The 23,057-nt window shown below is 63.0% G+C and carries 20 protein-coding genes (1 of these 20 only partly in view); 3 read left to right on the top strand and 17 right to left on the bottom strand.

Going from position 1 to position 23,057, the window contains the following annotated elements; genetic code table 11:
• Nucleotides 1-3 precede the first annotated feature (3 nt).
• On the bottom strand, nucleotides 4-771 hold the full coding sequence (locus tag LOY22_RS00490; RefSeq protein WP_045200621.1) for a TerC family protein: 768 nt from the start codon (nucleotides 769-771) through the stop codon (nucleotides 4-6).
• A 75-nt stretch (nucleotides 772-846) separates the two neighbouring features.
• The gene (locus tag LOY22_RS00495; protein ID WP_045200619.1) at nucleotides 847-2,154 is read right to left on the bottom strand and encodes a CitMHS family transporter; all 1,308 of its coding nucleotides are present in this window, start codon (nucleotides 2,152-2,154) and stop codon (nucleotides 847-849) included.
• 304 nt (nucleotides 2,155-2,458) lie between these two features.
• Here LOY22_RS00495 and LOY22_RS00500 point away from each other — a divergent pair, with 304 nt between their 5' ends.
• Nucleotides 2,459-2,860 (top strand): GFA family protein, encoded by a 402-nt coding sequence (locus tag LOY22_RS00500; protein ID WP_093377550.1) that lies wholly within the window; start codon nucleotides 2,459-2,461, stop codon nucleotides 2,858-2,860.
• A gap of 12 nt (nucleotides 2,861-2,872) precedes the next feature.
• On the opposite strand, the gene LOY22_RS00505 is transcribed toward LOY22_RS00500, so the two are convergent.
• The 15 genes from LOY22_RS00505 to LOY22_RS00575 all read right to left on the bottom strand — a co-directional run bounded on the left by LOY22_RS00505 (nucleotide 2,873) and on the right by LOY22_RS00575 (nucleotide 21,012).
• Nucleotides 2,873-3,907 carry a hypothetical protein gene (locus LOY22_RS00505; RefSeq protein ID WP_045200615.1) on the bottom strand — a complete coding sequence of 345 codons (1,035 nt, stop codon included), beginning with the start codon at nucleotides 3,905-3,907 and terminating at the stop codon, nucleotides 2,873-2,875.
• A 16-nt stretch (nucleotides 3,908-3,923) separates the two neighbouring features.
• Nucleotides 3,924-7,607, bottom strand: coding sequence for a tubulin-like doman-containing protein (locus LOY22_RS00510; RefSeq protein WP_213602792.1), 3,684 nt, complete (start codon nucleotides 7,605-7,607; stop codon nucleotides 3,924-3,926).
• A gap of 109 nt (nucleotides 7,608-7,716) precedes the next feature.
• Nucleotides 7,717-8,121 carry a hypothetical protein gene (locus tag LOY22_RS00515; RefSeq protein WP_045200613.1) on the bottom strand — a complete coding sequence of 135 codons (405 nt, stop codon included), beginning with the start codon at nucleotides 8,119-8,121 and terminating at the stop codon, nucleotides 7,717-7,719.
• Nucleotides 8,122-8,136: 15 nt separating this feature from the next.
• On the bottom strand, nucleotides 8,137-9,612 hold the full coding sequence (locus LOY22_RS00520) for a hypothetical protein (protein ID WP_195885392.1): 1,476 nt from the start codon (nucleotides 9,610-9,612) through the stop codon (nucleotides 8,137-8,139).
• On the bottom strand, nucleotides 9,600-11,051 hold the full coding sequence (locus LOY22_RS00525) for a hypothetical protein (protein WP_258595741.1): 1,452 nt from the start codon (nucleotides 11,049-11,051) through the stop codon (nucleotides 9,600-9,602). The genes LOY22_RS00520 and LOY22_RS00525 overlap by 13 nt, the downstream gene beginning before the upstream one ends.
• 186 nt (nucleotides 11,052-11,237) lie before the next feature.
• Complete coding sequence (locus LOY22_RS00530; RefSeq protein ID WP_408980933.1) at nucleotides 11,238-13,187, bottom strand: DUF4105 domain-containing protein; 1,950 nt, start codon at nucleotides 13,185-13,187, stop codon at nucleotides 11,238-11,240.
• A gap of 5 nt (nucleotides 13,188-13,192) precedes the next feature.
• Nucleotides 13,193-13,513 carry a DUF2388 domain-containing protein gene (locus LOY22_RS00535; protein ID WP_010222593.1) on the bottom strand — a complete coding sequence of 107 codons (321 nt, stop codon included), beginning with the start codon at nucleotides 13,511-13,513 and terminating at the stop codon, nucleotides 13,193-13,195.
• A 27-nt stretch (nucleotides 13,514-13,540) separates the two neighbouring features.
• Nucleotides 13,541-13,834 (bottom strand): DUF2388 domain-containing protein, encoded by a 294-nt coding sequence (locus LOY22_RS00540; protein WP_093377526.1) that lies wholly within the window; start codon nucleotides 13,832-13,834, stop codon nucleotides 13,541-13,543.
• Between the two features lie 119 nt (nucleotides 13,835-13,953).
• On the bottom strand, nucleotides 13,954-14,271 hold the full coding sequence (locus LOY22_RS00545; RefSeq protein WP_045200598.1) for a DUF2388 domain-containing protein: 318 nt from the start codon (nucleotides 14,269-14,271) through the stop codon (nucleotides 13,954-13,956).
• Nucleotides 14,272-14,568: 297 nt separating this feature from the next.
• A complete protein-coding gene (locus LOY22_RS00550) occupies nucleotides 14,569-14,784 on the bottom strand; it encodes a DUF1127 domain-containing protein (protein WP_010222590.1) in 216 nt (71 codons plus the stop codon).
• Nucleotides 14,785-15,102: 318 nt separating this feature from the next.
• Complete coding sequence (locus LOY22_RS00555; RefSeq protein WP_045200596.1) at nucleotides 15,103-16,596, bottom strand: acetyl-CoA hydrolase/transferase family protein; 1,494 nt, start codon at nucleotides 16,594-16,596, stop codon at nucleotides 15,103-15,105.
• A gap of 178 nt (nucleotides 16,597-16,774) precedes the next feature.
• On the bottom strand, nucleotides 16,775-18,211 hold the full coding sequence (locus tag LOY22_RS00560) for an NAD(P)(+) transhydrogenase (Re/Si-specific) subunit beta (RefSeq protein WP_045200595.1): 1,437 nt from the start codon (nucleotides 18,209-18,211) through the stop codon (nucleotides 16,775-16,777).
• Nucleotides 18,212-18,213: 2 nt separating this feature from the next.
• Nucleotides 18,214-18,546, bottom strand: coding sequence for an NAD(P) transhydrogenase subunit alpha (locus LOY22_RS00565; protein WP_038997786.1), 333 nt, complete (start codon nucleotides 18,544-18,546; stop codon nucleotides 18,214-18,216).
• 11 nt (nucleotides 18,547-18,557) lie between these two features.
• Nucleotides 18,558-19,679: a Re/Si-specific NAD(P)(+) transhydrogenase subunit alpha gene (locus tag LOY22_RS00570; RefSeq protein WP_010222584.1), complete on the bottom strand. Its 1,122-nt coding sequence runs from the start codon at nucleotides 19,677-19,679 to the stop codon at nucleotides 18,558-18,560.
• A gap of 406 nt (nucleotides 19,680-20,085) precedes the next feature.
• On the bottom strand, nucleotides 20,086-21,012 hold the full coding sequence (locus tag LOY22_RS00575; RefSeq protein WP_195885397.1) for a LysR family transcriptional regulator: 927 nt from the start codon (nucleotides 21,010-21,012) through the stop codon (nucleotides 20,086-20,088).
• Nucleotides 21,013-21,172: 160 nt separating this feature from the next.
• On the opposite strand from LOY22_RS00575, the gene LOY22_RS00580 reads away from it, so the two are divergent.
• Both LOY22_RS00580 and LOY22_RS00585 read left to right on the top strand, forming a co-directional pair.
• Entirely contained in the window at nucleotides 21,173-22,354 is a 1,182-nt protein-coding gene (locus LOY22_RS00580) for an acyl-CoA dehydrogenase (RefSeq protein ID WP_045200593.1), read from the top strand.
• Between the two features lie 13 nt (nucleotides 22,355-22,367).
• Nucleotides 22,368-23,057 carry the 5' portion of a CaiB/BaiF CoA-transferase family protein gene (locus LOY22_RS00585; RefSeq protein ID WP_045200590.1) on the top strand. 531 nt of this gene lie beyond the right edge of the window, so the window shows 690 of its 1,221 coding nt (coding positions 1-690); its start codon is at nucleotides 22,368-22,370; the stop codon falls past the right edge of the window.

The following is a 23,057-nucleotide window of genomic DNA, read 5'->3' on the forward strand; positions in this document are numbered from 1 at the left end:
GGATTACTGACCCGGGATGTCCTTGCGAAGTTTCACCGGATCGCTCTGTTGCTTCTTCTTGGCCATGGCTGTGCGCATCTTGATGTTGATCGCCTCGACCGCCAGCGAGAACGCCATGGCGAAGTAGACGTAGCCTTTGGGTACGTGAACGTCGAAGGATTCGGCAATCAGCACGGTCCCGACCACGATCAGGAACGACAGGGCGAGCATCTTCAGCGACGGGTGCTTGTCGATGAAGTTACTGATGGCGCCGGCGCAGAGCATCATCACCAGCACGGCGACGACGATCGCGGCGATCATCACCGGTACGTGGGAAACCATGCCCACCGCGGTAATCACCGAGTCCAGGGAGAAGACGATGTCGATGATGGCGATCTGGATGATGGTGTAGAAGAACTTGCCGCCGGCGCCGCTTGGCTCGTCGCTGGTTTCGTCTTCACCTTCCAGGCCGTGGTAGATCTCCTGGGAGCTTTTCCACAACAGGAACAGGCCGCCGAAGAACAGGATCAGGTCGCGCCCGGAAATACCCTGGCCGAACACCACGAACAGGTCGGCGGTCAGGCGCATGACCCAGGTGATCGACAGCAGCAGGAGGATGCGGGTGACCATGGCCAGCGCCAGGCCGAAGATCCGGGTGCGCTGCTGCATGTGCTTGGGCATGCGGCTGACCAGGATCGAGATCATGATGATGTTGTCGATACCGAGAACGATCTCAAGCGCCGTCAGAGTAAAAAAGGCAACCCAGATCTCTGGGCTGGTCAGCCATTCCATGTGTATTCCTTCGAACGATGTAAGCACAACGCCCCAGGCGATGGGGCGCGGCAGCGGTTAGGTGATTCTGTTGTCTTATAGGCTACTGAACAGGGGGAAAATTCCCATGAGCAGCGCGGCGAGCATTATGCACAGGCAGATCAGCACTGCCCACTTCAGGGTGAAGCGCTGATGATCGCCGAACTCGATGCCGGCCAGGGCCACCAACAGGTAGGTAGAGGGTACCAGCGGGCTGAGCAGATGCACGGGTTGGCCGACGATCGACGCGCGGGCCATTTCCACCGGCGAGATGCCATAGTGGCTGGCCGCTTCCGACAATACCGGCAACACCCCGTAGTAGAAGGCGTCGTTGGACATGAAGAAGGTGAACGGCATGCTTACGACTGCGGTAATCACCGCCAGGTAAGGCCCCAGCGCATCCGGAATGACCGCCAGCAGGCTCTTGGACATGGCGTCGACCATGCCGGTGCCGGAGAGGATGCCGGTGAAGATACCGGCGGCAAAAATCAGCCCGGTCACCGCCAGCACGCTGCCCGAATGGGCGGCGATACGGTCTTTCTGCTGCTGCAGGCACGGATAGTTGACGATCATGGCGATACTGAAGGCGATCATGAACAGCACCGGCAGCGGCAGCAGACCCATGATCAGCGAGACCATCAGCACGGCGGTCAGCGCGCCGTTGAACCACAACAGTTTCGGGCGACGGGCGTCGGGGAACTGCGAAACGCTGATTTCGCTGTGATCGATCTCATCACCAGGCAGGTGCAGTTCACCCAGGCGCGCGCGTTCCCGCTTGCCGTAGGCGTAGGCAATCGCCAACAGGGCGACGACACCAGCGAGCATCGCCGGAATCATCGGTACGAAGATGTCCGAGGGGTCGACATGCAGGGCGCTGGCGGCGCGCGCGGTCGGGCCACCCCAGGGGGTCATGTTCATGATGCCGCCGGCAAGGATGATCAGGCCGGCCATGATCCGTGGGCTCATGCCCAGGCGGCTGTACAGCGGCAGCATGGCGGCCACGCAGATCATGTAAGTGGTGGCGCCGTCGCCATCCAGCGACACCACCAGGGCCAGCACGGCAGTGCCGACCGAGACTTTCAGCGGGTCGCCCTTGACCAGCTTGAGGATCTTGCGCACGGCCGGGTCAAACAGGCCGGAGTCGATCATCAGGGCGAAATACAGGATCGCGAACATCAGCATGACCCCGGTCGGCGCCAGTTTGCTGATGCCTTCGAGCATCATCGGGCCGATCTTGGCGGAAAAACCACCGAACAGGGCGAACAGGATCGGTACCAGGATCAGCGCGATCAAGGCCGACAGGCGCTTGGTCATGATCAGGTACATGAAGGTGATGACCATGGCAAAGCCGAGGAAGGTCAGCATGGGAGTACTCCAGGCGTAGCGCGGCGAAGGAAGAACGATTCGGGCGGATCAGCGCACAGGGCGCAGCGCGTGGAATAACGGAGGGATTGCTGCAGGGAGGCGGGCGTAGGAAAGCATCAGTATCACCATTGTTGTTGTTAATTGGGCCGGGCGCCGCATGCAACGAACGGGGCCCTGGCTGACCGGTCTTGTGCCGGTAGTGGTGGCAATCCTAAGGTGGGAAGCTTTCAGCCAGCTTTCGCTGGCCCAAAGCCGACGAGAGGTGCATTGTTGGTTATCAGCCTGTAGGCAACAGGAGGGAGCGATGAGTGATACGTACGAAGGCGGCTGCCATTGCGGCGCCCTGCGCTACCGGATTCAAGGTCCGTTGACGGATGTTGCCCACTGCCATTGCTCGGTGTGCCGACGGGTCAGTGGTGGTTTGCTGATCACCTGGCTGACGGTGAGTTGCGAGGATTTCCAATGGTTGAGCGGTACGCCGCAGCGCTACGACTCGTCTGCCAGTTGCGTGCGCTATTTCTGCAGCCGGTGCGGGGCGCATGTGGCGCTGACCACCGATCTGAGCCCGCAGAGCATCGATGTTACCGTGACCACTCTCGACCAGCCGCAGCTGGCGGCACCGAACCGACATATCTGGATCGATAGCCGCCTACCCTGGTTGCACCTGGACGAGCATCTGCCCGGCGAGCCCGGGGAGACGCTCTAGGCTTTCAGCGGCTTACTCGATGATCACCCCGCCCAGGCCCTTGGGAGTGTTGAACGACTGACCGCGCAGCTGTTCGGCCTGGCGCAGGATGATCTGCGCCTGACGGTTGCCCGGATCCTGGCTGAGCACCCGGTTGGCCAGTGAGCGCGCGGTGGCGCCGTCGCGGCGGGCCAGGGCACTACGCGCCTGGCTCAGCTGCTGGCCCACCAACCCGGCGTTGGCTGCCGGCGCCACCGGTCGTTGCACCGGCCGGGCAACAGGTGCCACCCGCGGCTGTACTGGCGGTGCCGAGCGCGCCTGCTGCTCCAGTTGTTGCTGGCGTTTGGCAAGCTGGGTCTGTTCGTCATGAAGCTGTTGCTCCTTGGCCGCCAGCTCACGGGCTTGCTGCTCGCGCTGCGCCTGTTCGGCTGCTGCCTTGCGCGTTGCTGCAGCGCTTGCGGCAGCGGCGGCGGCCTGGGCTTGGGCCTGCTGATCGCGTTGCTGACCCTCTAGCCCGGCCTGTGCGCGTTGCAGCAAGCTGATGGCGCGCGGGTCCTTGCTTTCGATGCGCAGGGCGCTTTCGGCCTTTTCCAGTGCGCAGTTGTACTGGTTCAGGCGCAGGCAGCCCTGCCCTGCGGCCAGTTCTGCCTCGAACTGCTGCAAGGCCTTGCGAGCGTTCATCTGATAGGCCGCATAACCACCCACCGCAACCAGCACGGCGATGGCCAGCGCGGCCTGGCGCGCGACATTGCGTGGTTTGCTCACCTGGGCCACGACCGGCGCTTGCGGCGGCGCGGTGGCTGCCACGGCGCGCTCGATCTCGGCGCTGGAGATGGTCACCTGCCGTGGCGGCTCGGGCGCTTTGGCCACCGGTGCTGGGGCTGTCGGCGTTTCGCTCGCGACAACGGCCGCTGCCACGGCTGCCGGAGCGGCAACCGGTGCGCTGGTCACCACCTGGCTGCTGGCACCGCAATATGGACAGAACAGCACCGGGCCACACAGGGCCTTGCCACACTCGCCATTGGCGCAGTTGAGGGGGAAGGCCGGTTTTTTCGCAGATGCGGACATAGGGCTCAGGCCTTCCTCAGTTCACAGGCGGTGGCGCCATCGGCGCGACGGGCGGTGGCGTGCCTACCGGCGGCGCCGCAGCAGGGGCCGGGGCAAACAGATGGGCAAGTTCGAGGATCTGCCCGGCGCTCAGCCAGGCGGCCATGCCTTCGCGCCACAGCAGGCTGTCGCGGGTGATCTGGCCGGTTTGCACATACTGTTGCAGCTGGCTGCTGGTGTACGGGCCGTAGTTGCTGCCAGCCACGCTCAGGTGATAGCTGAACTGCGGCGTAGCCACCGGTGGCGGCGCGATACCGGCAACACCTGGCGGTGGCGCAGCCATGCCCGGCATCGGTGCCGGTGCGGCGCTGGCGGCCGGCTGGAACAGCGCGTCGAGCCAGCCGCTGCTGAAGCACTCCTTGCGCAGGGTGCGTTTTTCGCTGTGCTCGTCATGCACTTCGTCGCGATAGACGTCGGCGCGTGAGCCGTTGACCGGTTCGGCGAATTGCTCCAGCAGCGCTCGCGCCTGCTCTACCAGGCGTTCTGCGGTATCCGGGGCCTGGCGCTTGAGGCGGTTGTCGTACTCGTTCTTCAGCAGCTCAGCGATCTTGTACGGGAAGGTCTGGTACAGCGACGACACCCCAAGCTCGTTCTGGCGCATCTGCGGCTTGTAGGCGCCGCGGCGCAGGTCTTCGAACAGCGCGACCATGGCCGCCAGCTGCTGCGGGCTGCGCAGTTGCTCGTAACGCTGGCGCAACTGGTCCTCGATGTCTTTGCGTTGCACCTGGTTCAGACCGTTCTGACGGATCGCGAACTCGTCACCGATGCTGAAGTAGTCCTGGTCGATCATCAGCTCGTAACGTTCCGACGGGTTGCGCCGCAACACCCCAACGGCCACCGCGTGCAGGTACAGCTTGAAGTCTTCGGCGAACTGGCGGTACTGCTCCTGGGTGAACTGGATCGGCTGTACGAACTGGCTGATACGCTTGTGGCTGTGCAGCGGAATCGTCGTGCTTTCCTTGCGGTAGCTGGCCAGGTAGGTCGGCAGCGGGGTCAGGGCCGGCAGCGGGAAGCCGCTCAGCTCAGTGAAGCAGATCAGCTTGCCCGGGGTGCCGGACTCGACGAACTGGATCTGCCCGGCAGTCATGCCGGTGCCCTGCGGCAGGCACTGGGCGAGCATGGCGCCGTAGGTGCGCTTGAATTCGTTGGCATCCTGCACGCCCACCAGGCAGGTGTAGCGGTCCTTGACGATGCCGAAGCCGCCGGTGAGGTTCAGCGGCGCCCAAGGCATGGCCCGTTGCAGTAGCTGGCGGAATTTTTCCCGCTGTTCGTCCGGGGTCAGCGCGGCCAGGGCGCTGAGCAGCGGGTCGATGCCCTGGTTTTGCTTGGGCAACTGCTGCACGGCCTTGCTGCGCAGTTTGCCCAGCAATTCTTCCTGGCCCTCTTCGTCCTGCAGTTTGCCGAACAGCACCTTGGAGCCGCCAAAGTCCTTGAAAGCGTCTTTGGCCCACTCGCGCACCTGGGCGCCATCGACGACCTGTTCCTCGCTGCTTTGCACCAGCGCCAGCGGGATCAGGGTGGCGTGTTTTTCCTTGATGCTGGCGTCGATCTTGCTGATATCGGTTTCGATCCGGCGCAACAGCTGGTCAACCGCATTGCGTCCGTCCTGCAGGCGGCCAACGAAGCCATTCCATACTGCACGGCCGCTGTGGTCGACCGACTCCTTGCGGCCCAGCCACTCGGACAGCTCGCGCAGCAGTTGCGCCGCTTCACGGGCAGCGACATGGCGCACGTAGAACAGCAGGCTGTCGCGCAAGGTGTCCTTGACCTGGGTGAGTACGGTCTCGGCCTGTTTGTCCTTGCCGCTCAGGCGGGCCATCAGGCCGCCGCCGGTGGTTTCCTTGAGGCGTTCGAACTCGCGGGCCAGCTCCGAGGACTCCAGCTTCTCGGCCAGTTCCTTGAAGCGCGCGGCGTTCTTTTCCAGCGCCGGGATGATCCCGCTGCCTTCGTTTTCGAGGCGGTCCTTGAGCATCTCGACCAGCGCCAGGGTGTAATCCAGGCCGCCACGCTCATCGTCGTCCAGGCGCCGGAAGAGTTTTTCCGGCAGGGCGTCTTCGCGTACCAGTTCGGCCAGGCGGCGCTGGCGGTTTTCCTTGATGCGCACTTCGTGGTTGCGCTCGGCGCTGTCGATGTTGCTGCCCTTGGTGTCGCGCTCCAGCTGCTGCTGGATTTCACGCACGTGGGTCAGCCACTGGTCCTTGTCGGCGCCGCCATTTTGCAGGCGCTCGAAGAGCATCTCGACCTTTTGCTCGATCTGCGCGGTGACGCTGTTGTCGCCCTCGACCAGCAGCAGGTCGTCAGCCACCTGATAGTGGGTGAACTCACCGGTGGCCAGGGTCAGCTCGACCTTGGAAAGGAAGTCCGGCAGCTCGGTGAAGGTGCGCGCAGTGACGTTCAGTTGCTCGCGCAAAAAGTCATCGCGCTCGCGGTCGGTTGGCCGGTTGTCGTTGGCGGCGGCGTTGGCGATGCCGAAGAAGGCCTTGAGCATCTGCTGCACCTGACGGCTCAGGCGCACGTTCTGCCGTGCATCGATCTGGGTGTCGAGCACCGCCTGGCCCAGCGCGGAGTACGAGCACGGGAAGCGCAGCTCGGTATCGTCGCCGTAGTCCTGCGGCAGGCGCACGGTGTAGGAGCGGATCTTGTGCTGGTTCTGGTTGACCGCGATCGAGCGCTTCTTGTTGGCGAAGTCCTGGGAGGTGAAGTCGGTGAACAGCACGTCCGACAGCATCTCGTAGATGTCTTCCTGGTCACTGGTCTTGGCCTGGGCGACGTTGCTGTTGTCGACGATGTAGACGTCGTCGTACGGACGGCTGTCGATGAACAGGTTGTCGGTTGCGTCCCAGTGCTTGACCAGGCGGTTGCCGCGCATGCTGGTTTCCAGCTCCATCAGTGCTGCGTAGCCGTTGGCCTGCACGCGCTCGGTGTTGAAGGCATGGAAGCCGCCGGGGAGGACGAAGAACAGGTCGACCTTGCCGGCAATGTTGTTCTCCTTGAGGATCGCCTTGGCCAGGTAACCCATGTCGAGGAACGAGCCGGAACCGGTGCCGCCGGCGGCCGAACCGCTGATGACGATGCGGATCTTGCCCGGGTCGATTTCCAGGCCGAGCTTTTTCAGCTTGTCGGCATGGCCACCGATGTTGGCCAGCAGGCGGTTGACCTTGTCGCGCAGCTTGTCGCGGATCACCGGGTACTTGTCGTAGAAGTACAGGCGCGACAGCGCGCGGATCTGCCCGGCACCCTTGGACGGGTCGATACCCAGGGCGCGAATCTTGTCCGGGGTCAGCGGGAACCACTCGGCCACTTCCCGGTGGCGGTTGAGCTCGTCCATCGAGTGGGTGTATTTGCTCAGGTTGAGCGGCTCGATGATCTTTTCTTCGGAAGTGAAGGCGACCTGCTCGGCGAGCACGTCGGTCTTGATCGACTTGCCGTCCTGAGTGACTTCGCCGGCATCCAGGTCGAAGTTGACGAACTGTACCAGGGGGAAATCGGCAATCTGCTGAACCTGGTTGTTGCCGCCCCAGATCGCATTGAGAATGCGCCGGCGCAGGCGGATGTTCACCTTCATGCCGGTACCGCCCAGGGCGATGAACAGCGTCGGGTGGATCTTCTCGCTGACCGCGTTCAGCGCCGCCGGGCCGGAAGGTTGTGCATTCTCGTTCATCTTCAAACTCCATGAGCCCTGGCTGGGCTGGCCGAGTCAGCTCGGCGTACTAAATCCATCATCGGTTGAAGCGTCAGGCCTGGCCTGACGCGGGCGCAGCAAGCCTGGCTCAGCGTTTGGCCGAGAAGGTCATCAGCCAGGCCACCAGCGAAATGCCGGCCACGCCAGCCAGTGGCGCCAGGTACAGCGGGGTGAGGAACTGCCCGGAGTTGATCACCGCCAGCACCGCCATGGCCGAAACCAGCAGCAGGCCGAGGAACAGGAACCAGCCAGAGGCGTTGGCACGGCTTGGCGCCACGCGCTCACGCACGCGCCAGTTGGCGTAGGCGTTCTTGATCACGAAGAAGATCAACGCCAGCACCACCAACACGGCCACGCCGACCAGGGCATCGCGGCTGTCGACTTTTTTCGGGCCCAGGTCCAGCACTGGCGTCGGCACGCTCAGGGTGGAGGTGCTGGTGGCCGGAGCGGCTTCGTTTTCTACTGGGGCTGGCAGGGAGCTGGTTTGGGTCATGACAGGGTCCTAAGGTTATTTGAGGCGCACGGCGACGTCGGCGGCGAGCTTTTCAAGGGTGGCGCCGAACAGGCCGCGCTTTACCGTCGCGACTTTGTTCTGCCGGGCGTCGTAGACGCTGGCGCTGCTGAACGGCTTGAGCGGGTACTGCTGGGCCACGCCTTCGACCATGACCGTGACCGGCTTCTTGCCGCCGACCAGGCTCTTGGCCAGCAGCAGGCCGAACAAGGCGAACACGAACAGGGCCAGCAACAGCAGCACCGGGCCCAGCGGGTAGCTGATCTGCAACACGATCGGCAGGCGGGTAGCCGAGGCGCTGGCCTCGCTGGAGGGCAGGAACACGTCCGGCAAGGCATCGTTGGGGAACAGTTCGTTCATGCGCTCGATGAACTGCTGGGAAATCTGCAACTGCTGTTCGCTCAGGCGCACTTCGATGGCGCCGGCACGCTGGTAGCCGCTGGACAGCAGCACTTCGCTGGACCACTGCGAAGGCAGCGGTGGCAATTGCAGGCTGATCGACAGCTCTTCGGAGCGGGCGCCTGGCTCGAGGTTTTCGATGCGGTCCAGGGAGATCGACGACTGCAGGGCTTCGCCCGGCATATCGAGGCTCATCGCGACCTTGGCTGAGTGGATCTGGTAGGGGTTGAACTGGTTCTCGAAGCGGCCTAGCAGCACCGCGGTTTTCGGCGAGCCGTCGACATCGATGTTGAGCACCACGGTTTGCTGGTCGGGTGCGAGCTCGGCGCTGACGTCCGGGGTGTCTTTTACCCCGGTCGGAATAAAGCGCACGGCCGCCTGGGTCAGTGGCTTGAGGCGCACCCCGGCGTCTTTGAGCAGTGTTGCCAGGGCCGGCTGGGCCAGCACCTGCTCGAGCGCGGCACCGGCGTTGGCGCCATAGGCCAGGGCGTAGATCATCAGGCCGTTAGCCTCGAAATTGCTGCTTTTGACCGGCATCTTCTGCGGGAAGGCGGCGATGCGGCTGATCACTGCTTCCTTGTGCAGCAGGTCGTAGAACTCGCGGTTCTTGAGCTGGGTTTCGTTGCTGTTGTTGGGGCTGTTCTTGTTGTTGGTGACGATCCAGATGATGCCTTCGCGCCCTTCCAGGCCGGTGTTGATCGCCGCCAGCAAGGCTTCCTTGAAATCGGTATCGGCATAGGCGCCGCTGGCCTTGCGGGCCAGGCTCAGGGCATTGACGCTGTCGGCGAGCTTGGCGTGGGTGCCTGGCCCGCGGTAGGTCCATTGCGGCGAGGGGTGGCTGCTGTCGGCCTGGTTGAAGGCACCAATTACCACTTCGCCGCTGCCGGCGGCGCTGGCCGCCAGTTGCGTGACCAGCGGTTTGAAGCCCGAGGCCGGGTCGAGGTAGAACGGCTCCATCCAGCCGGAGTTCTGTACCAGCAACACCTGGCGCAGTGGCGCCGCATGGGCGCTTATGCAGACCAGGCTCAGGACGAGCAGCAGGCTGTGGCGTAGCAGGCGGTTCAGGCGTTCCATCGGTAAAGCGCTCCAGTCGAATCGATGTACAGCCACAGGGCGTTGTCGTAGCAGAACCACTGCGCGTTCCACGGTTGCGCCACCTTCAGCAGCAGGCTCAAGGCCGGCTGGCCGATGCGCTCAAGGCAGTACTCGGTCTCGACGGGCTGCTCATTGCCGAAGAACTGCTGCAGGCTCGAGGGCCAGCGCACCCGGCTCGACAGCAGGTGCGGGTTGTCGCTGAACTCGATGAACGGGTACACCACTTCGCGGTCGGCGGGGTTGTTGTCGACGTCGTGTTCACCCCACGGGGCGTCCAGGCGCACGTTGAACATGTAGTTCAGCTGCCCGGTGCTCAGGCGCGAGCCTTTGACTTCCTTGCGCTCGTCGGAGTCCAGGCGCAGGCAGTACTGCTCGCTGCCTTCGAACAGTTGCTGCCAGATGCCGTAGCCATTGACGAACGGCGGGCCATATTCGGGGCGCGCCTGGGCGCCGGGCGGCCAGCTCAGCCATTGGGCTTCGAGGCTTTCACCGAGCTTGACGCTCAAGTAGCCGTGGGCGCCGATCCACAGCAGGCGCCGCGAGGCCGGGTCGCGCAGCGGCGCCGAGAGATTGTGCAGGTGTTGCGGATTGGCCAGGGCAATCGGGTGTGCGAGCCACTGATCATTCTGGCGGGCGACCACGCAGAAGCTGCCATCGGGCATCTGCTGGGGAATCAGCACCTGCTCTTCAAGTTCGCCGGGGGCGGCGATAGCGCGGCCAGGGCAGCGCTCCAGGTGGTAGCGGCCAGCGAGCGGATCGACGCGCACTTCGGTGGCGCCTTCATCACAGGCTAGCAGCAGGCATTGCTGGCTGCCCTGCTCGCGCAGGCTCACGCCCCAGGCCCAGCTTTGCAGGCTGCAGCGACCGATCGGGGTGCTGTGCGGCAGCACTCCGACCCATTCTTCGGCCTTGCGCTGCCAGCGGAACAGGCTGCCATCGCGCGCCAGCGCAAACAGCGCTTCGCGATGGCCGCCGAGGTTGGCGACGAGGAAATTCAAACCGTTGCTGCGCGGCAACTGGTCGAACTTGCGCGCGGCATTGAGGTTGCGCGGGCTGGCGCGATCAAGGCGCTGGTACACGGCGGCGACAGTCTGCTCGGCAGCATCGAGCTTGCAACTGCCCTCCACCACCCGCCGGCCGCTACCGTTGCCATAAGGTGGCAACCAGCGCTGCTGGGGAGCGTAACGAACAGGTTCAAGGGGCGCGCCGGTCTGCGGGCAATGGCGGAAGCTGGCCGGCAGCCAGGACTGCCCGTCAGGCGCCTGCTGCGCCCCGACGAGGAAATCCAGGTCAGGCTGATCGCCTTCCAGCGCCTTGCCAGCGACGTGGGTCAGGGAGAACCTGCCGTGGGCATCCTGCAACCAGCGTTGCCCATCCAGCGACCACTCGTACTCGCGGTCGTCTCCGACTACGTCCATATAATCCCACCATGCCAACGGTCGTTCGTGCGCAGCCCTGCCCTTCACAGCCAGGCTGTCACGTCGATAGAAAGAGATTTTGCGAGAGGCCCCGAAGCGAGGCCTTCATCTAGCAAAATGGCATCAAAACGCCATTTTTATAGCGGCGAAATAGTGGCACAGACAGTTACAAAGTCAACCACCGGCTCAGGGCAATTGCAGCCCGCCTGCGGCTTTGTGCAATGCGCGCAGGTGCTCGCCGACCTGCTTGATGTTGGCCTCGACCGCTTTGATTTGCGCGGCGCGGTCCGGGCCGAGCAAGGCCCGCACCTCTTTGTCGAGGTCGGCACTGAGGGTTTGCAGCTGTTTTTGCCGCTGGCGGGTTTCGCTCAGCAGTTTCTCGCGCTCGCTGGCCTGGGGCAGACCGTAGCCGCTGCTGCCCAGCAGTTCGGCCGGGCGGCTGAGAAAGCCGCTGTTGGCGAGAATCTGCTGCAGGGTGTTGTTGGCCTTGCCGACGCTGGCGTCGTTGCGCTCGCGCCCGCTCAGGTAGCGCTGCTTGACCTCGTCCTGGGCCAGCAGCAATTGGCGGCGCAGGCTGGCTTGTTCAAGCAGCAGCAAGGCTGCGCTGGTACGCAGGTCGGCCTGGGCAAACCACTGCTGGCGCTGCTCGGCCGATTGCTCGAGCCAGGCTTCGACGCTGTCCTGCTTGATCGGCAGTTGCTTTTTCAGCACCAGGAACATGGCCTGGTAGCGGTCGCGGTAGGAGTCGAAGCGATAACCCAGGCGCAGTGCCTCGCGTGGGTCGTCGAGCACGCTGACATCTGCCAGGCCGCGGCCTTCGAGCACTTCGAGCAAGCCATTGGGGACGATGCTGTCCAGGTCGTTCAGGCGCGGGTTGGCAGTACCGCTGCGCAACAGCTTGAGGGTTTCGACCGCACAGTTGTTCGACAGGAAGTAATAGTTGCCGTCGTAACTCCAGTGCATCTCGGCGGCCTGGCGCACCAGGCTTTCCAGCTCGTCGCGGTTGAGCTTGAGCGGAATCGAGGCCAGGCTGCGCAGTTCGGTCTTGGTGTACTCGTCGATCACCTGCGCCAGTGGCAAGACGAACAGCCGCGACGGATAGGCGCCGGTCAAGCCGTCCCAGCTCGACAGCTGCACGTCGTTGACGAACGCCCGGTACGACAGCACCAGGTGCTGGTCCAGGTCCAGGCGGCAGTCCGGCCCGCGTGGGCGCCCGGGGGCGCAGATGACCAGGCGCAACATGCTGTGGCCCCAACGGCTGACCCAGTTCTGATTGGCTTCGGCCAGCAGGTAATCCACCGCGTAGACGCGCTCGGGGTCGATCTCGCCCAGCGGCGATTTGGCAAAGTCGTTGCCGGCATTGAGGAACGGCAAGGCGCCCGGGCACGCTGGATGTTCGGGTGCCCAATCGAAATGGGCTTTCAGGTAGGCCTGCAAGGCCGGGCGGCGGCAGGCAAAGCTTGGGTCAAGGAGGAAGTACTCCATGTTGACCGCAATAAATTCCTTGGGGCTGCTCAGCTCATAACTGTCGGGGCTGCGCGCCACCTGGCGGTTGTGCTGCTCGCGCTCGCCACGGCGGCCGACATATTGCGGCCAGCCGGCCAGGTCGAGCAGTCGCGGATCGTCGCTGAGGGTAAAGCGGCGTTCGGTCTGGCCGCGGCACTGCTCAGGCAGGCCGATTTTGCCCTGGCTGTTCTGCTGTCGGGTGCAACGGGTGATCAGCTGTCGCTCGGCACCCTGCCACAAACGGGCGCGATCATAGATGTGGGTCAGCTCATGCAGGACGGTGGCCAGCAACTCCTGGCGCACGGTGCCGTGGGGGCGGCCGGTCTTCTGGGTGGCAGCGCTGCCATCGGCAAGGCCCGGCAGCAGGCGGCTGTTGAGCTCCAGGGTGGAAACCAGCGACGCCTGGCCATAGGCATCGGCCGGCATACGGCTGCTCCAGCTGACCTGGATACGTCGGTCAAGGCGAGTCTTGAAGCTTGGTGGCAGGGCCTGCAGGGCTTCGTCCAGCAATGCCTGGCTGGCCTGCTGTTGCTGCGGGCTCAAACCGTCGGCCTGCAGAGCCAGCTGCAGGTCGGCCAGTGCCGGGCTGCCGCACAGTATCAGCAGGCAGCCCAGCAGCCAGACACGCATTGGCTTCACAGGGCGAGAATGGCTTCAGCCAGCACCTGGTCGCTGGCCTGGCGCGCTTCTGGCACACGCTGGCGCAGGGTATCGAAGGCGGCTTCGAGTTGCGCACCACGGATCTCGCCACGGCTGGCGACGTAGCTGGCGGCATCATCGCGGGCTTCGCGCACGACTTTCGAGTCGCGAATCGAGGTGGTGGTGTCGGAGGTGAAGTCGATCGAGCGGCCAAAGGCGCGAACGATGATGTTGCTGGTGGCCACCAGGGTTTGTGCCTGGGCCACATCGGCCAACAGCAGAAGGCCAAGGGTGGCGGCAATCAGCGGGTTACGCATGGAGCATCTCCGGGAGAACAGAAGTAATCATTGGACGAGAATTGCCTGTGCCAGTTCAAGGTCGCTGGCATGAAGTTCCGGGTTGGCCTGGCGCAACTGCTGCAGTGCTGCCTCAAGGCGCGCGCCCCGCCATCGGCCATCGCTGGCGACAAAAGCGGCGGCATCGTCATGGGCGGCCAGCAGCAGTTTGCGATCGAAGGGCACCGACGTCACTTTGCTGGTGACGTAACCACTGACGACAAGGTTGTTGGTGCTCAGGTCCAGCGCCTGGGCGGCGCTGCTCCAGCACACCACGAGCAACAGCAATGACAGATAACGCATGGGTCTCGAACGGCAGCTGAATCAGGCGGCAAAGGCTATCCCAATGCGCCGGTGAGGACCAGCGCAGAGGGCCCGGCTTAGTTGCACGTTGTTACATGCACGGCCGGGAACGAGCGGCTTCAGAGCGCCAGGATGGCCTGTGCCAGTTGCGCGTCGCTGGCCTGCAGGCTTGGGGTCTGCTGGCGAATGTGGGCGAAAGCGCTCTCCAGTTTCGCGCCGCGGATGTCACCGTGGCTGGCAACGAAGCTGGCAGCGTCGTCACGGGCGGCCTGGACGATCTTGTCGTCACGGAACGAGGACGACACATCGGAGGTGGCATCGGTGGAGGCGGCAACACCACGAACGACGGTATCGGTGGTGACGACGAAGCTGGTGGCGTTGGCAGTCGAAGCCAGGGCCAGCAGCAGCGCGGCGCCAAACAAGCGTGAATGGAACATGGTCGATCTCCTGGATAGGCTTTTGGTGGTTCTTATGTCAGACGCACGCTCAGCTTGTTGCGCTACTTTTTACCAAGCTGGGTACGTTAAGGGTATCACGCGGGTGTAATCCGCGGCTTGGACCGGATCGTAGCAAGATTTATCAACTGTACCTGTCAATTTAATTAAACTAAAAATTGTACTGGTATGTTGTTCAGCCGCTCTATTCCGGGCCTTTAAACGACAAAACCCGTCAGCAGTCACCTGCGACGGGTTTTGGGGAATTCGTGGTGCCGGCCTTGGCCGGCGAGCCCTGCATTAACGCCAGAAAGGCTTGCTCAGCTCTTCGTAGCGTTGTGCTTCGCTGATACCGGCATCAGCCAGCAGACGCGAGTCCAGGCGAGCCAGTTGGTGGCGGCTGGCAATGCGGCGTTGCCACAGCATCAGGTTGGCCAGCAGGCGCAGTGGCAGCGAGGCCTTGGATTGTTCGGCGGTGTTTTCGAAAACCAGATCGGAACTGAGGGTACGTTCCATGATGTCATCCTTCCGCTTGTGGCGGCATTAGGTAGTGATTTAACTGATGCCAATGATCCTCCTCTGTCGTCCATAACAGTAGATACAGTTCACCTACATTGTGATGGGCCAGTTAACTGTTTTAGACGACTGTTGCACTCGGAATAGGCGCAACTGTACTGGTCAGCACTGAAATGGTGCATTTTTGATCAGAGAGGGGACAAGAGGATGAAAAATGGCGGTGAAATCACCGGTACAGTAGAACAGTTTTTGTCTGGATAAATACATCAGTTGCCCGACCGGTTGGCATTGCGCACAACCGGCCGGTCACTGTGCAGGTCAGCCGGCGAGCATGCGCCCGGTTTCTTCCAGGTTTTCGTGCCAGGCCAGGGCTTCGCGCAGGATGTGCGGGGTGTGGCCGCCGCGTTCGCAGGCGCGGGTGAAGTAGTCGTTCAGCGCCTCGCGGTAATCCGGGTGCACACAGTTGTCGATGATCACCCGCGCACGCTCGCGTGGCGCCAGGCCGCGCAGGTCAGCCAGGCCCTGCTCGGTGACGAGGATATCGACGTCGTGCTCGGTATGGTCGACGTGGCTGACCATCGGCACCACGCTGGAAATCGCCCCGCCCTTGGCAATCGACTTGGTGACGAAGATCGCCAGGTGCGCGTTGCGGGCGAAGTCGCCCGAGCCACCGATGCCGTTCATCATCCGCGTGCCGCAGACGTGGGTGGAGTTGACGTTGCCGTACAGGTCGAATTCAAGCGCGGTGTTAATGCCGATGATGCCCAGGCGGCGGACCACTTCAGGGTGGTTGGAGATTTCCTGCGGGCGCAGGACCAGTTTGTCCTTATAGCGCTCCAGGTTACCGAAGACGTCGGCGTTGCGGCGGGTCGACAGGGTGATCGAGCTGCCCGAGGCGAAGCTCAGCTTGCCGGCGTCGATCAGGTCGAAGGTCGAGTCCTGGAGTACTTCGGAGTACATGGTCAGGTCTTCGAACGGCGAGTCGATCAGGCCACACATCACCGCGTTGGCGATACTGCCGATACCGGCTTGCAGCGGGCCGAGCTTGTTGGTCATGCGCCCGGCGTCGACTTCCTGCTTGAGGAAGTTGATCAGGTGGTTGGCGATGCCTTGGGTTTCGTCGTCTGGCGGCAGTACGGTGGACGGCGAGTCCGGCTGCTCGGTGATGACGATGCCGACGATCTTGGCCGGGTCGATCGGGATTGCGGTGCTGCCGATGCGGTCATCGACTTTTACCAGCGGGATCGGCGTACGGGTCGGACGATAGGTCGGGATATAGATGTCGTGCAGGCCTTCCAGGTTGGCGTTGTGCGCCAGGTTGATCTCGACGATCACCTGTTTGGCGAAAATCGCGAAGCTGGCCGAGTTGCCCACCGAGGTAGTCGGCACGATGTGGCCCTGTTCGGTGATGGCGACCGCTTCAATCACCGCGATGTCCGGCAACTTGAGCTGCTGGTTGCGTAGCTGCTCGACGGTTTCCGACAGGTGCTGGTCAATGAACATGACCTCGCCGGCGTTGATCGCCTTGCGCAGGGTGCTGTCGACCTGGAACGGCATGCGCCGGGCCAGCACGCCGGCCTCAGTCAGTTGCTTGTCGAGGTCGTTGCCCAGGCTTGCGCCGGTCATCAGGCTGATTTTCAGTGGCGACTGCTTGGCGCGTTCGGCCAGTGCATGGGGCACCGCCTTGGCTTCACCGGCGCGGGTAAAACCGCTCATGCCGACGGTCATGCCGTCCTCGATCAGGCCAGCGGCATCAGCCGCACTCATTACCTTGCTGTGCAGGGAGGACAAGCGGATACGATCACGGTACATGGATTGTTATCTCGGGCTACTAAAGCTAGATGCGCAGTCTAGTGTTTTCGCCTGGCTTCGTCCCGCGACCAAGGTCGAATGCGAAGCCCTGAAATAGAGCCTTCTGTCGGCTGGCCGGGCATGAAAAAGCCCCAGCCGGTACCGCGCTGGGGCTATTTGTCACAGCAGTTTGAACGGCTTATTCGACCGCTTTGACCATGTCTTCGATGACCTTCTTGGCGTCGCCGAAGACCATCATGGTCTTGTCCAGGTAGAACAGCTCGTTATCAAGGCCGGCGTAGCCGCTGGCCATCGAGCGCTTGTTGACGATGATGGTCTTGGCCTTGAACGCCTCGAGGATCGGCATGCCGGCAATTGGCGACTTCGGATCGTTCTTCGCCGCCGGGTTGACCACGTCGTTGGCGCCCAGCACCAGCACCACGTCGGCCTGGCCGAACTCGGAGTTGATGTCGTCCATCTCGAACACCTGGTCGTATGGCACTTCGGCTTCGGCCAGCAGTACGTTCATGTGCCCGGGCATGCGCCCCGCCACCGGGTGGATCGCGTACTTCACGGTCACGCCGTTGTGGGTCAGCTTCTCGGTCAGCTCTTTCAGCGCGTGTTGGGCACGGGCCACCGCCAGGCCGTAGCCGGGGACGATGATCACGGTGTCAGCGTTGCTGAGCAGGAAGGTGGCGTCGTCGGCCGAGCCGGATTTCACCGGACGGGCTTCCTTGGCACCCGCCGGGCCGGCCGCTTCTGTCGCGCCGCCGAAACCGCCGAGGATCACGTTGAAGAACGAACGGTTCATCGCCTTGCACATGATGTACGAGAGGATCGCACCAGACGAACCGACCAGGGAGCCAGCGATGATCAGCATTGAGTTGTTCAGCGAGAAGCCGATACCGGCTGCCGCCCAGCCCGAGTAGCTGTTGAGCATCGACACCACCACTGGCATGTCGGCGCCGCCAATCGGGATGATGATCAGCACGCCCATGACGAACGCCAGGATCAGCATCAGGGCGAAAGCGCTGTAGCTGCCGGTGAAGGTGAACACCAGGCCCAGGCCAATGGTGGCAAGGCCCAGGACCAGGTTCAGCTTGTGCTGGCCGCTGAACTGTACCGGTGCGCCCTGGAACAGGCGGAACTTGTACTTGCCCGAGAGCTTGCCGAAGGCAATGACCGAACCTGAGAAGGTGATCGCACCGATGGCGGCGCCGAGGAATAGCTCAAGGCGGTTACCGGTAGGGATCGGGTCGCTGATGCTGGCAACGATGCCCAGCGATTGCGGCTCGACCACCGCGGCAATGGCGATGAACACCGCGGCCAGGCCGATCATGCTGTGCATGAAGGCGACCAGTTCGGGCATCTTGGTCATTTCAACGCGCTTGGCCATGATCGAGCCGGCGGTACCACCGATCAGCAGACCGACAATCACGTAGCCGATGCCATCGGTGGCCAGCTCTGCGCCCAGCTTATAGATGAGGCCGACGGTGGTGATCACCGCCAGGGCCATGCCGAGCATGCCGAACAGGTTGCCGCGCCGCGAGGTGGTCGGGTGCGACAGGCCCTTGAGTGCCTGGATGAAGCACACCGAGGCGACAAGGTAGAGAAGTGTTACCAGGTTCATGCTCATGTTTACTTCTGCCCCTCTTGCTTCGCTGCGCCCTTGCCTGGGGCTTTCTTCTTGAACATCTCCAGCATGCGCCGGGTGACGAGGAAACCGCCGAATACGTTGACCGCTGCCAGGGCCACCGCGAGGGTGCCCATGGTTTTGCCCAGCGGCGTGACGGTCAGCGCGGCAGCCAGCATGGCGCCGACGATGACGATGGCGGAGATGGCGTTGGTGACCGCCATCAACGGCGTGTGCAGTGCCGGGGTGACGTTCCAGACCACGTGGTAACCGACATAGATCGCCAGCACGAAGATGATCAGGTTATAGACGCCGTGAGAGATCAGCATGTCTTCCATTGTCTGGCTCCTTATCCGTTCTTGCGGATGACCTGGCCGTCGCGGCACATCAGGCACGCGGCGACGATGTCGTCTTCGAGGTTGATCGTCAGCGCGCCGTCCTTGTCGAACAGCAGCTTCATAAAGTCGAGCAGGTTGCGTGCATACAGCGCCGAGGCGTCCGCGCCGACCTGCGCTGGCAGGTTGGTCGGGCCGACGATGGTTACGCCCTGCTCCACCACCACCTGGTCGGCGACGGTCAGCGGGCAGTTGCCACCCTGGGCTGCGGCGAGGTCGATGACCACCGAGCCGGGTTTCATCTGCGCCACGGTCTCGGCGCTGAGCAAGGTTGGTGCCTTGCGGCCAGGGATCAGTGCAGTGGTAATGACGATATCGGCCTGCTTGGCGCGCTCGTGCACCGCCAGGGCCTGGCGCTGCATCCAGCTGGCCGGCATGGGCCGGGCGTAACCACCGACACCTTCGGCGCACTCGCGCTCTTCATCGGTCTCGTAAGGGACATCGATGAACTTGGCGCCCAGCGACTCGATCTGCTCCTTCACCGCCGGACGCACGTCCGAGGCTTCGATCACCGCACCCAGGCGCTTGGCTGTGGCGATAGCCTGCAGCCCGGCTACACCGGCGCCGAGGATCAGCACACGCGCAGCCTTAACAGTACCGGCAGCGGTCATCAGCATCGGCATGAAGCGCGGATAGTGGTGAGCCGCCAGCAACACTGCCTTGTAACCGGCAATGTTGGCCTGCGACGACAACACATCGAGGCTTTGCGCCCGCGAGGTACGCGGCGCCGCTTCAAGGGCAAAGGCGGTGATGCCGCGCTCGGCCATCTTGGCGATGGTTTCGTTGTTGAACGGATTGAGCATACCCACCAGCACGGTGCCGCTCTTGATCTGGGCCAGTTCGCTATCGTCAGGGGCTACAACCTTGAGAACCAGCTGAGCTCCAAACGCATCGGCAGCGCTGCCAATAGTGGCGCCTGCTGCTTCATAGGCACTGTCCGGAACGCTGGCATTGATGCCGGCGCCGCTCTGGACGGTGACCTGATGCCCCTGGCCAATCAGTTTCTTGATGGTTTCCGGGGTTGCAGCAACCCGTGTTTCGCCCGTCTGCGTTTCGAGAGGAACACCAATGTGCACGTCATTTCTCCTGCGTGATCTTTTGTTGGTAAACCAGCGCACTGCGGATGGTGCGCTGGGGCGGCCGATCAGCACGATCCCGCCGAATCCAGGCGGGGCGCGGCATTTTGCAGGTGATTCCTGAATCGCTTCAACCAGTTTTGAAGGGTGACGGCAATCAAACTACAAGTCACCCTGTGACCGAATGTCGCAATAACAGGCCTGGAGCCCGCCAAGCGCGGGCTTCAGGGAGATTACGGCAAAATTCGAAAATTTTCCGCCGAATTTGCTGAATGCCTGGCTGAAAGCGCGATTTATGCTGTGAAGGCCGCATAAACAGCAGGGTTAAGGGCTTTTCAGAGGGTGCCTGAAACAGTTGGCCTAAATGCGACATTTCCTTATATCTGTAGGGTTTCAGTTTTATTGACTACGGGGTCAGGTTGTAGCTGTCATCCTTATGGGCTGCGGCGTAGCGGCCCGCCTCCCCTACCAGCCAATCGCGGAAAGCGCGCAGCGAAGCCGACTCCACCTTGCGCTCAGGGATCATCAGGTAATACGCCTTGATGCTCGACAGCGCATGTGGGCTGGCCACCACCAGGCGCCCTTCTGCCAGTTCACGCTGGATCAGGAAGGGCGGAATCAGTGCCACGCCCATCTCGTGCATGGCCGCCTGTGCCAACATCGAGAATAGCTCATAGCGTGGGCCGGTCATGTCACGAGCGACGTTCATTTCCAGGCTGTTGAACCACTGGCGCCAGGCGTAGGGCCGGGTGGTCTGCTGCAGCAGCGGCAACTGGGCGATCTGCGCGGGGCTCAGTTGCCGGTTGCCGGCCAGCAATGCCGGGCTGCACACCGGCACCGGGTTCTCGCCCATCAGCCGGTGGGACTCGGTTCCCGACCAGTCGGCATCGCCGAAGTAGATCGCCGCGTCGAAGCTGGTATCGGCAAACAGGAATGGCCGGGTGCGGTTGGTCAGGTTGACCGTGACTTCCGGGTGGCGCTGCTGGAAGTCCTTGAGCCGGGGTAGCAGCCATTGGGTGCCGAAGGTCGGCACCACTGCCAGTTCGATGACGTTGGCGCCCTGCTGGCCCATCACCGATAAGGTGTCACGTTCTACTGCATCGAGCTGGGTGGCGACCCGGCGGCTATAGGAAAGCCCGGCCTCGGTCAGCTTCACCCCGCGGCGCGAGCGGCGAAACAGTTCGACATTGAGAAACTCCTCCAGCCCGGCGATTTGCCGACATACGGCGCCCTGGGTCAGGGACAGCTCCTGGGAAGCCTTGGTAAAACTCTCGTGGCGGGCGGCGGCCTCGAAGCAGACCAGGGCCGCTGTGCTGGGGATCTTGCGCCGCATGTACATCAACCTCACTAATAGGGTGTGAAGATGGCCTTTGCGGCCATTACGAAGTGAGAAATTATCACAAGAGCATGCGCAATCCTCGTTTGTCTCGTCGCCGGAACGGGCCTAGGATCAATGCACAACAACTCTGGTCCCATTTCTCGAGGATTCGCTCATGGCCGGTAAAGCAAGCTTCAACTGGATCGACCCGCTGTTGCTCGACCAACAGCTCACTGAAGAAGAGCGCATGGTGCGTGACAGCGCTTATCAGTTCGCCCAGGACAAGCTGGCCCCGCGCGTGCTGGAGGCCTTCCGTCACGAGCAGACCGACCCTGCGATCTTCCGCGAGATGGGCGAAGTCGGCCTGTTGGGCGCAACCATTCCCGAGCAGTACGGCGGCAGTGGCCTGAACTACGTGTGCTACGGCCTGATTGCCCGGGAAGTGGAGCGTATCGACTCCGGCTACCGCTCGATGATGAGCGTGCAGTCCTCGCTGGTCATGGTGCCGATCAACGAATTCGGTACCGAGGCGACCAAGCAGAAGTACCTGCCCAAGCTCGCCAGCGGTGAATGGATCGGCTGCTTCGGCCTGACCGAGCCAGACCATGGCTCCGACCCGGGCTCGATGATCACCCGCGCCAAGAAGGTTGACGGTGGCTATCGCCTGAGCGGCAGCAAGATGTGGATCACCAACAGCCCGATCGCTGACGTGTTCGTGGTCTGGGCCAAGGATGATGCCGGCGACATCCGAGGTTTTGTTCTGGAAAAAGGCTGGCAGGGCCTGAGCGCCCCGGCGATTCACGGCAAGGTCGGCCTGCGCGCCTCGATCACCGGCGAAATCGTCATGGACAACGTATTCGTGCCTGAAGAGAACATCTTCCCCGATGTGCGCGGCCTGAAAGGCCCGTTCACCTGCCTGAACTCGGCGCGCTATGGCATCTCCTGGGGCGCCCTGGGTGCCGCTGAAGCCTGCTGGCACACCGCGCGCCAATACACCCTGGATCGCAAGCAGTTCGGCCGCCCGCTGGCCGCCAACCAGCTGATCCAGAAGAAACTGGCCGACATGCAGACCGAAATCACCCTGGCCCTGCAAGGCTGCCTGCGCCTGGGGCGGATGAAGGACGAAGGCACTGCTGCGGTAGAAATCACCTCGATCATGAAGCGCAATTCCTGCGGCAAGGCCCTGGACATCGCCCGTATGGCCCGTGACATGCTCGGTGGCAACGGGATCTCCGACGAGTTCGGTGTGGCCCGTCACCTGGTCAACCTCGAGGTGGTCAACACCTATGAAGGCACCCATGACGTCCACGCGCTGATCCTCGGTCGCGCGCAGACCGGCATTCAGTCCTTCTATTAATAAGGAGCCAGCCATGGGCGCGCTATCTCATCTGCGGGTGCTGGATCTGTCGCGAGTGCTGGCCGGGCCCTGGTCCGGGCAGATACTTGCGGACCTGGGCGCCGAAGTGATCAAGGTCGAGCGTCCGGGCAGCGGCGATGATACGCGCGCCTGGGGCCCGCCCTTCCTTAAGGACGCTTACGGCGAGAACACCAGCGAGGCTGCCTACTACCTGGCGGCCAACCGCAACAAGCGTTCGCTGACCATCGACTTCACCCAGCCCGAGGGCCAGCGCCTGGTGCGCGAGCTGGCGGCAAAGTCGGACGTGTTGATCGAGAACTTCAAGGTCGGCGGCCTGGCAGCCTATGGGCTGGACTACGAAAGCCTGAAGGCGCTCAACCCGCGCCTGGTGTATTGCTCGGTCACCGGCTTCGGCCAGACCGGGCCCTATGCCAAGCGCGCCGGCTACGACTTCATGATCCAGGGCCTGGGCGGGCTGATGAGCCTGACCGGGCGCCCGGAGGGTGAAGACGGTGCGGGGCCGGTGAAAGTCGGTGTCGCGCTGACCGACATCCTCACCGGGCTGTATTCGACCGTGGCGATCCTGGCTGCCCTCGCCCATCGTGACCGCGATGGTGGAGGCCAGCACATTGATATGGCGCTGCTCGACGTGCAGGTTGCCTGCCTGGCCAACCAGGCCATGAACTACCTCACCACCGGCACG

It is taken from the genome of Pseudomonas sp. B21-035 (assembly GCF_024748945.1).
In the GTDB taxonomy this organism is placed as follows: domain Bacteria; phylum Pseudomonadota; class Gammaproteobacteria; order Pseudomonadales; family Pseudomonadaceae; genus Aquipseudomonas.

Bases quoted from the DNA above. Each gene is read 5' to 3' on its own strand.
- LOY22_RS00490 (WP_045200621.1), bottom strand. From the start codon at position 771: ATGGAATGGCTGACCAGCCCAGAGATCTGGGTTGCCTTTTTTACTCTG.
- LOY22_RS00495 (WP_045200619.1), bottom strand. From the start codon at position 2,154: ATGCTGACCTTCCTCGGCTTTGCCATGGTCATCACCTTCATGTACCTG.
- LOY22_RS00500 (WP_093377550.1), top strand. From the start codon at position 2,459: ATGAGTGATACGTACGAAGGCGGCTGCCATTGCGGCGCCCTGCGCTAC.
- LOY22_RS00505 (WP_045200615.1), bottom strand. From the start codon at position 3,907: ATGTCCGCATCTGCGAAAAAACCGGCCTTCCCCCTCAACTGCGCCAAT.
- LOY22_RS00510 (WP_213602792.1), bottom strand. From the start codon at position 7,607: ATGAACGAGAATGCACAACCTTCCGGCCCGGCGGCGCTGAACGCGGTC.
- LOY22_RS00515 (WP_045200613.1), bottom strand. From the start codon at position 8,121: ATGACCCAAACCAGCTCCCTGCCAGCCCCAGTAGAAAACGAAGCCGCT.
- LOY22_RS00520 (WP_195885392.1), bottom strand. From the start codon at position 9,612: ATGGAACGCCTGAACCGCCTGCTACGCCACAGCCTGCTGCTCGTCCTG.
- LOY22_RS00525 (WP_258595741.1), bottom strand. From the start codon at position 11,051: ATGGACGTAGTCGGAGACGACCGCGAGTACGAGTGGTCGCTGGATGGG.
- LOY22_RS00530 (WP_408980933.1), bottom strand. From the start codon at position 13,187: ATGCGTGTCTGGCTGCTGGGCTGCCTGCTGATACTGTGCGGCAGCCCG.
- LOY22_RS00535 (WP_010222593.1), bottom strand. From the start codon at position 13,513: ATGCGTAACCCGCTGATTGCCGCCACCCTTGGCCTTCTGCTGTTGGCC.
- LOY22_RS00540 (WP_093377526.1), bottom strand. From the start codon at position 13,834: ATGCGTTATCTGTCATTGCTGTTGCTCGTGGTGTGCTGGAGCAGCGCC.
- LOY22_RS00545 (WP_045200598.1), bottom strand. From the start codon at position 14,271: ATGTTCCATTCACGCTTGTTTGGCGCCGCGCTGCTGCTGGCCCTGGCT.
- LOY22_RS00550 (WP_010222590.1), bottom strand. From the start codon at position 14,784: ATGGAACGTACCCTCAGTTCCGATCTGGTTTTCGAAAACACCGCCGAA.
- LOY22_RS00555 (WP_045200596.1), bottom strand. From the start codon at position 16,596: ATGTACCGTGATCGTATCCGCTTGTCCTCCCTGCACAGCAAGGTAATG.
- LOY22_RS00560 (WP_045200595.1), bottom strand. From the start codon at position 18,211: ATGAGCATGAACCTGGTAACACTTCTCTACCTTGTCGCCTCGGTGTGC.
- LOY22_RS00565 (WP_038997786.1), bottom strand. From the start codon at position 18,546: ATGGAAGACATGCTGATCTCTCACGGCGTCTATAACCTGATCATCTTC.
- LOY22_RS00575 (WP_195885397.1), bottom strand. From the start codon at position 21,012: ATGCGGCGCAAGATCCCCAGCACAGCGGCCCTGGTCTGCTTCGAGGCC.
- LOY22_RS00580 (WP_045200593.1), top strand. From the start codon at position 21,173: ATGGCCGGTAAAGCAAGCTTCAACTGGATCGACCCGCTGTTGCTCGAC.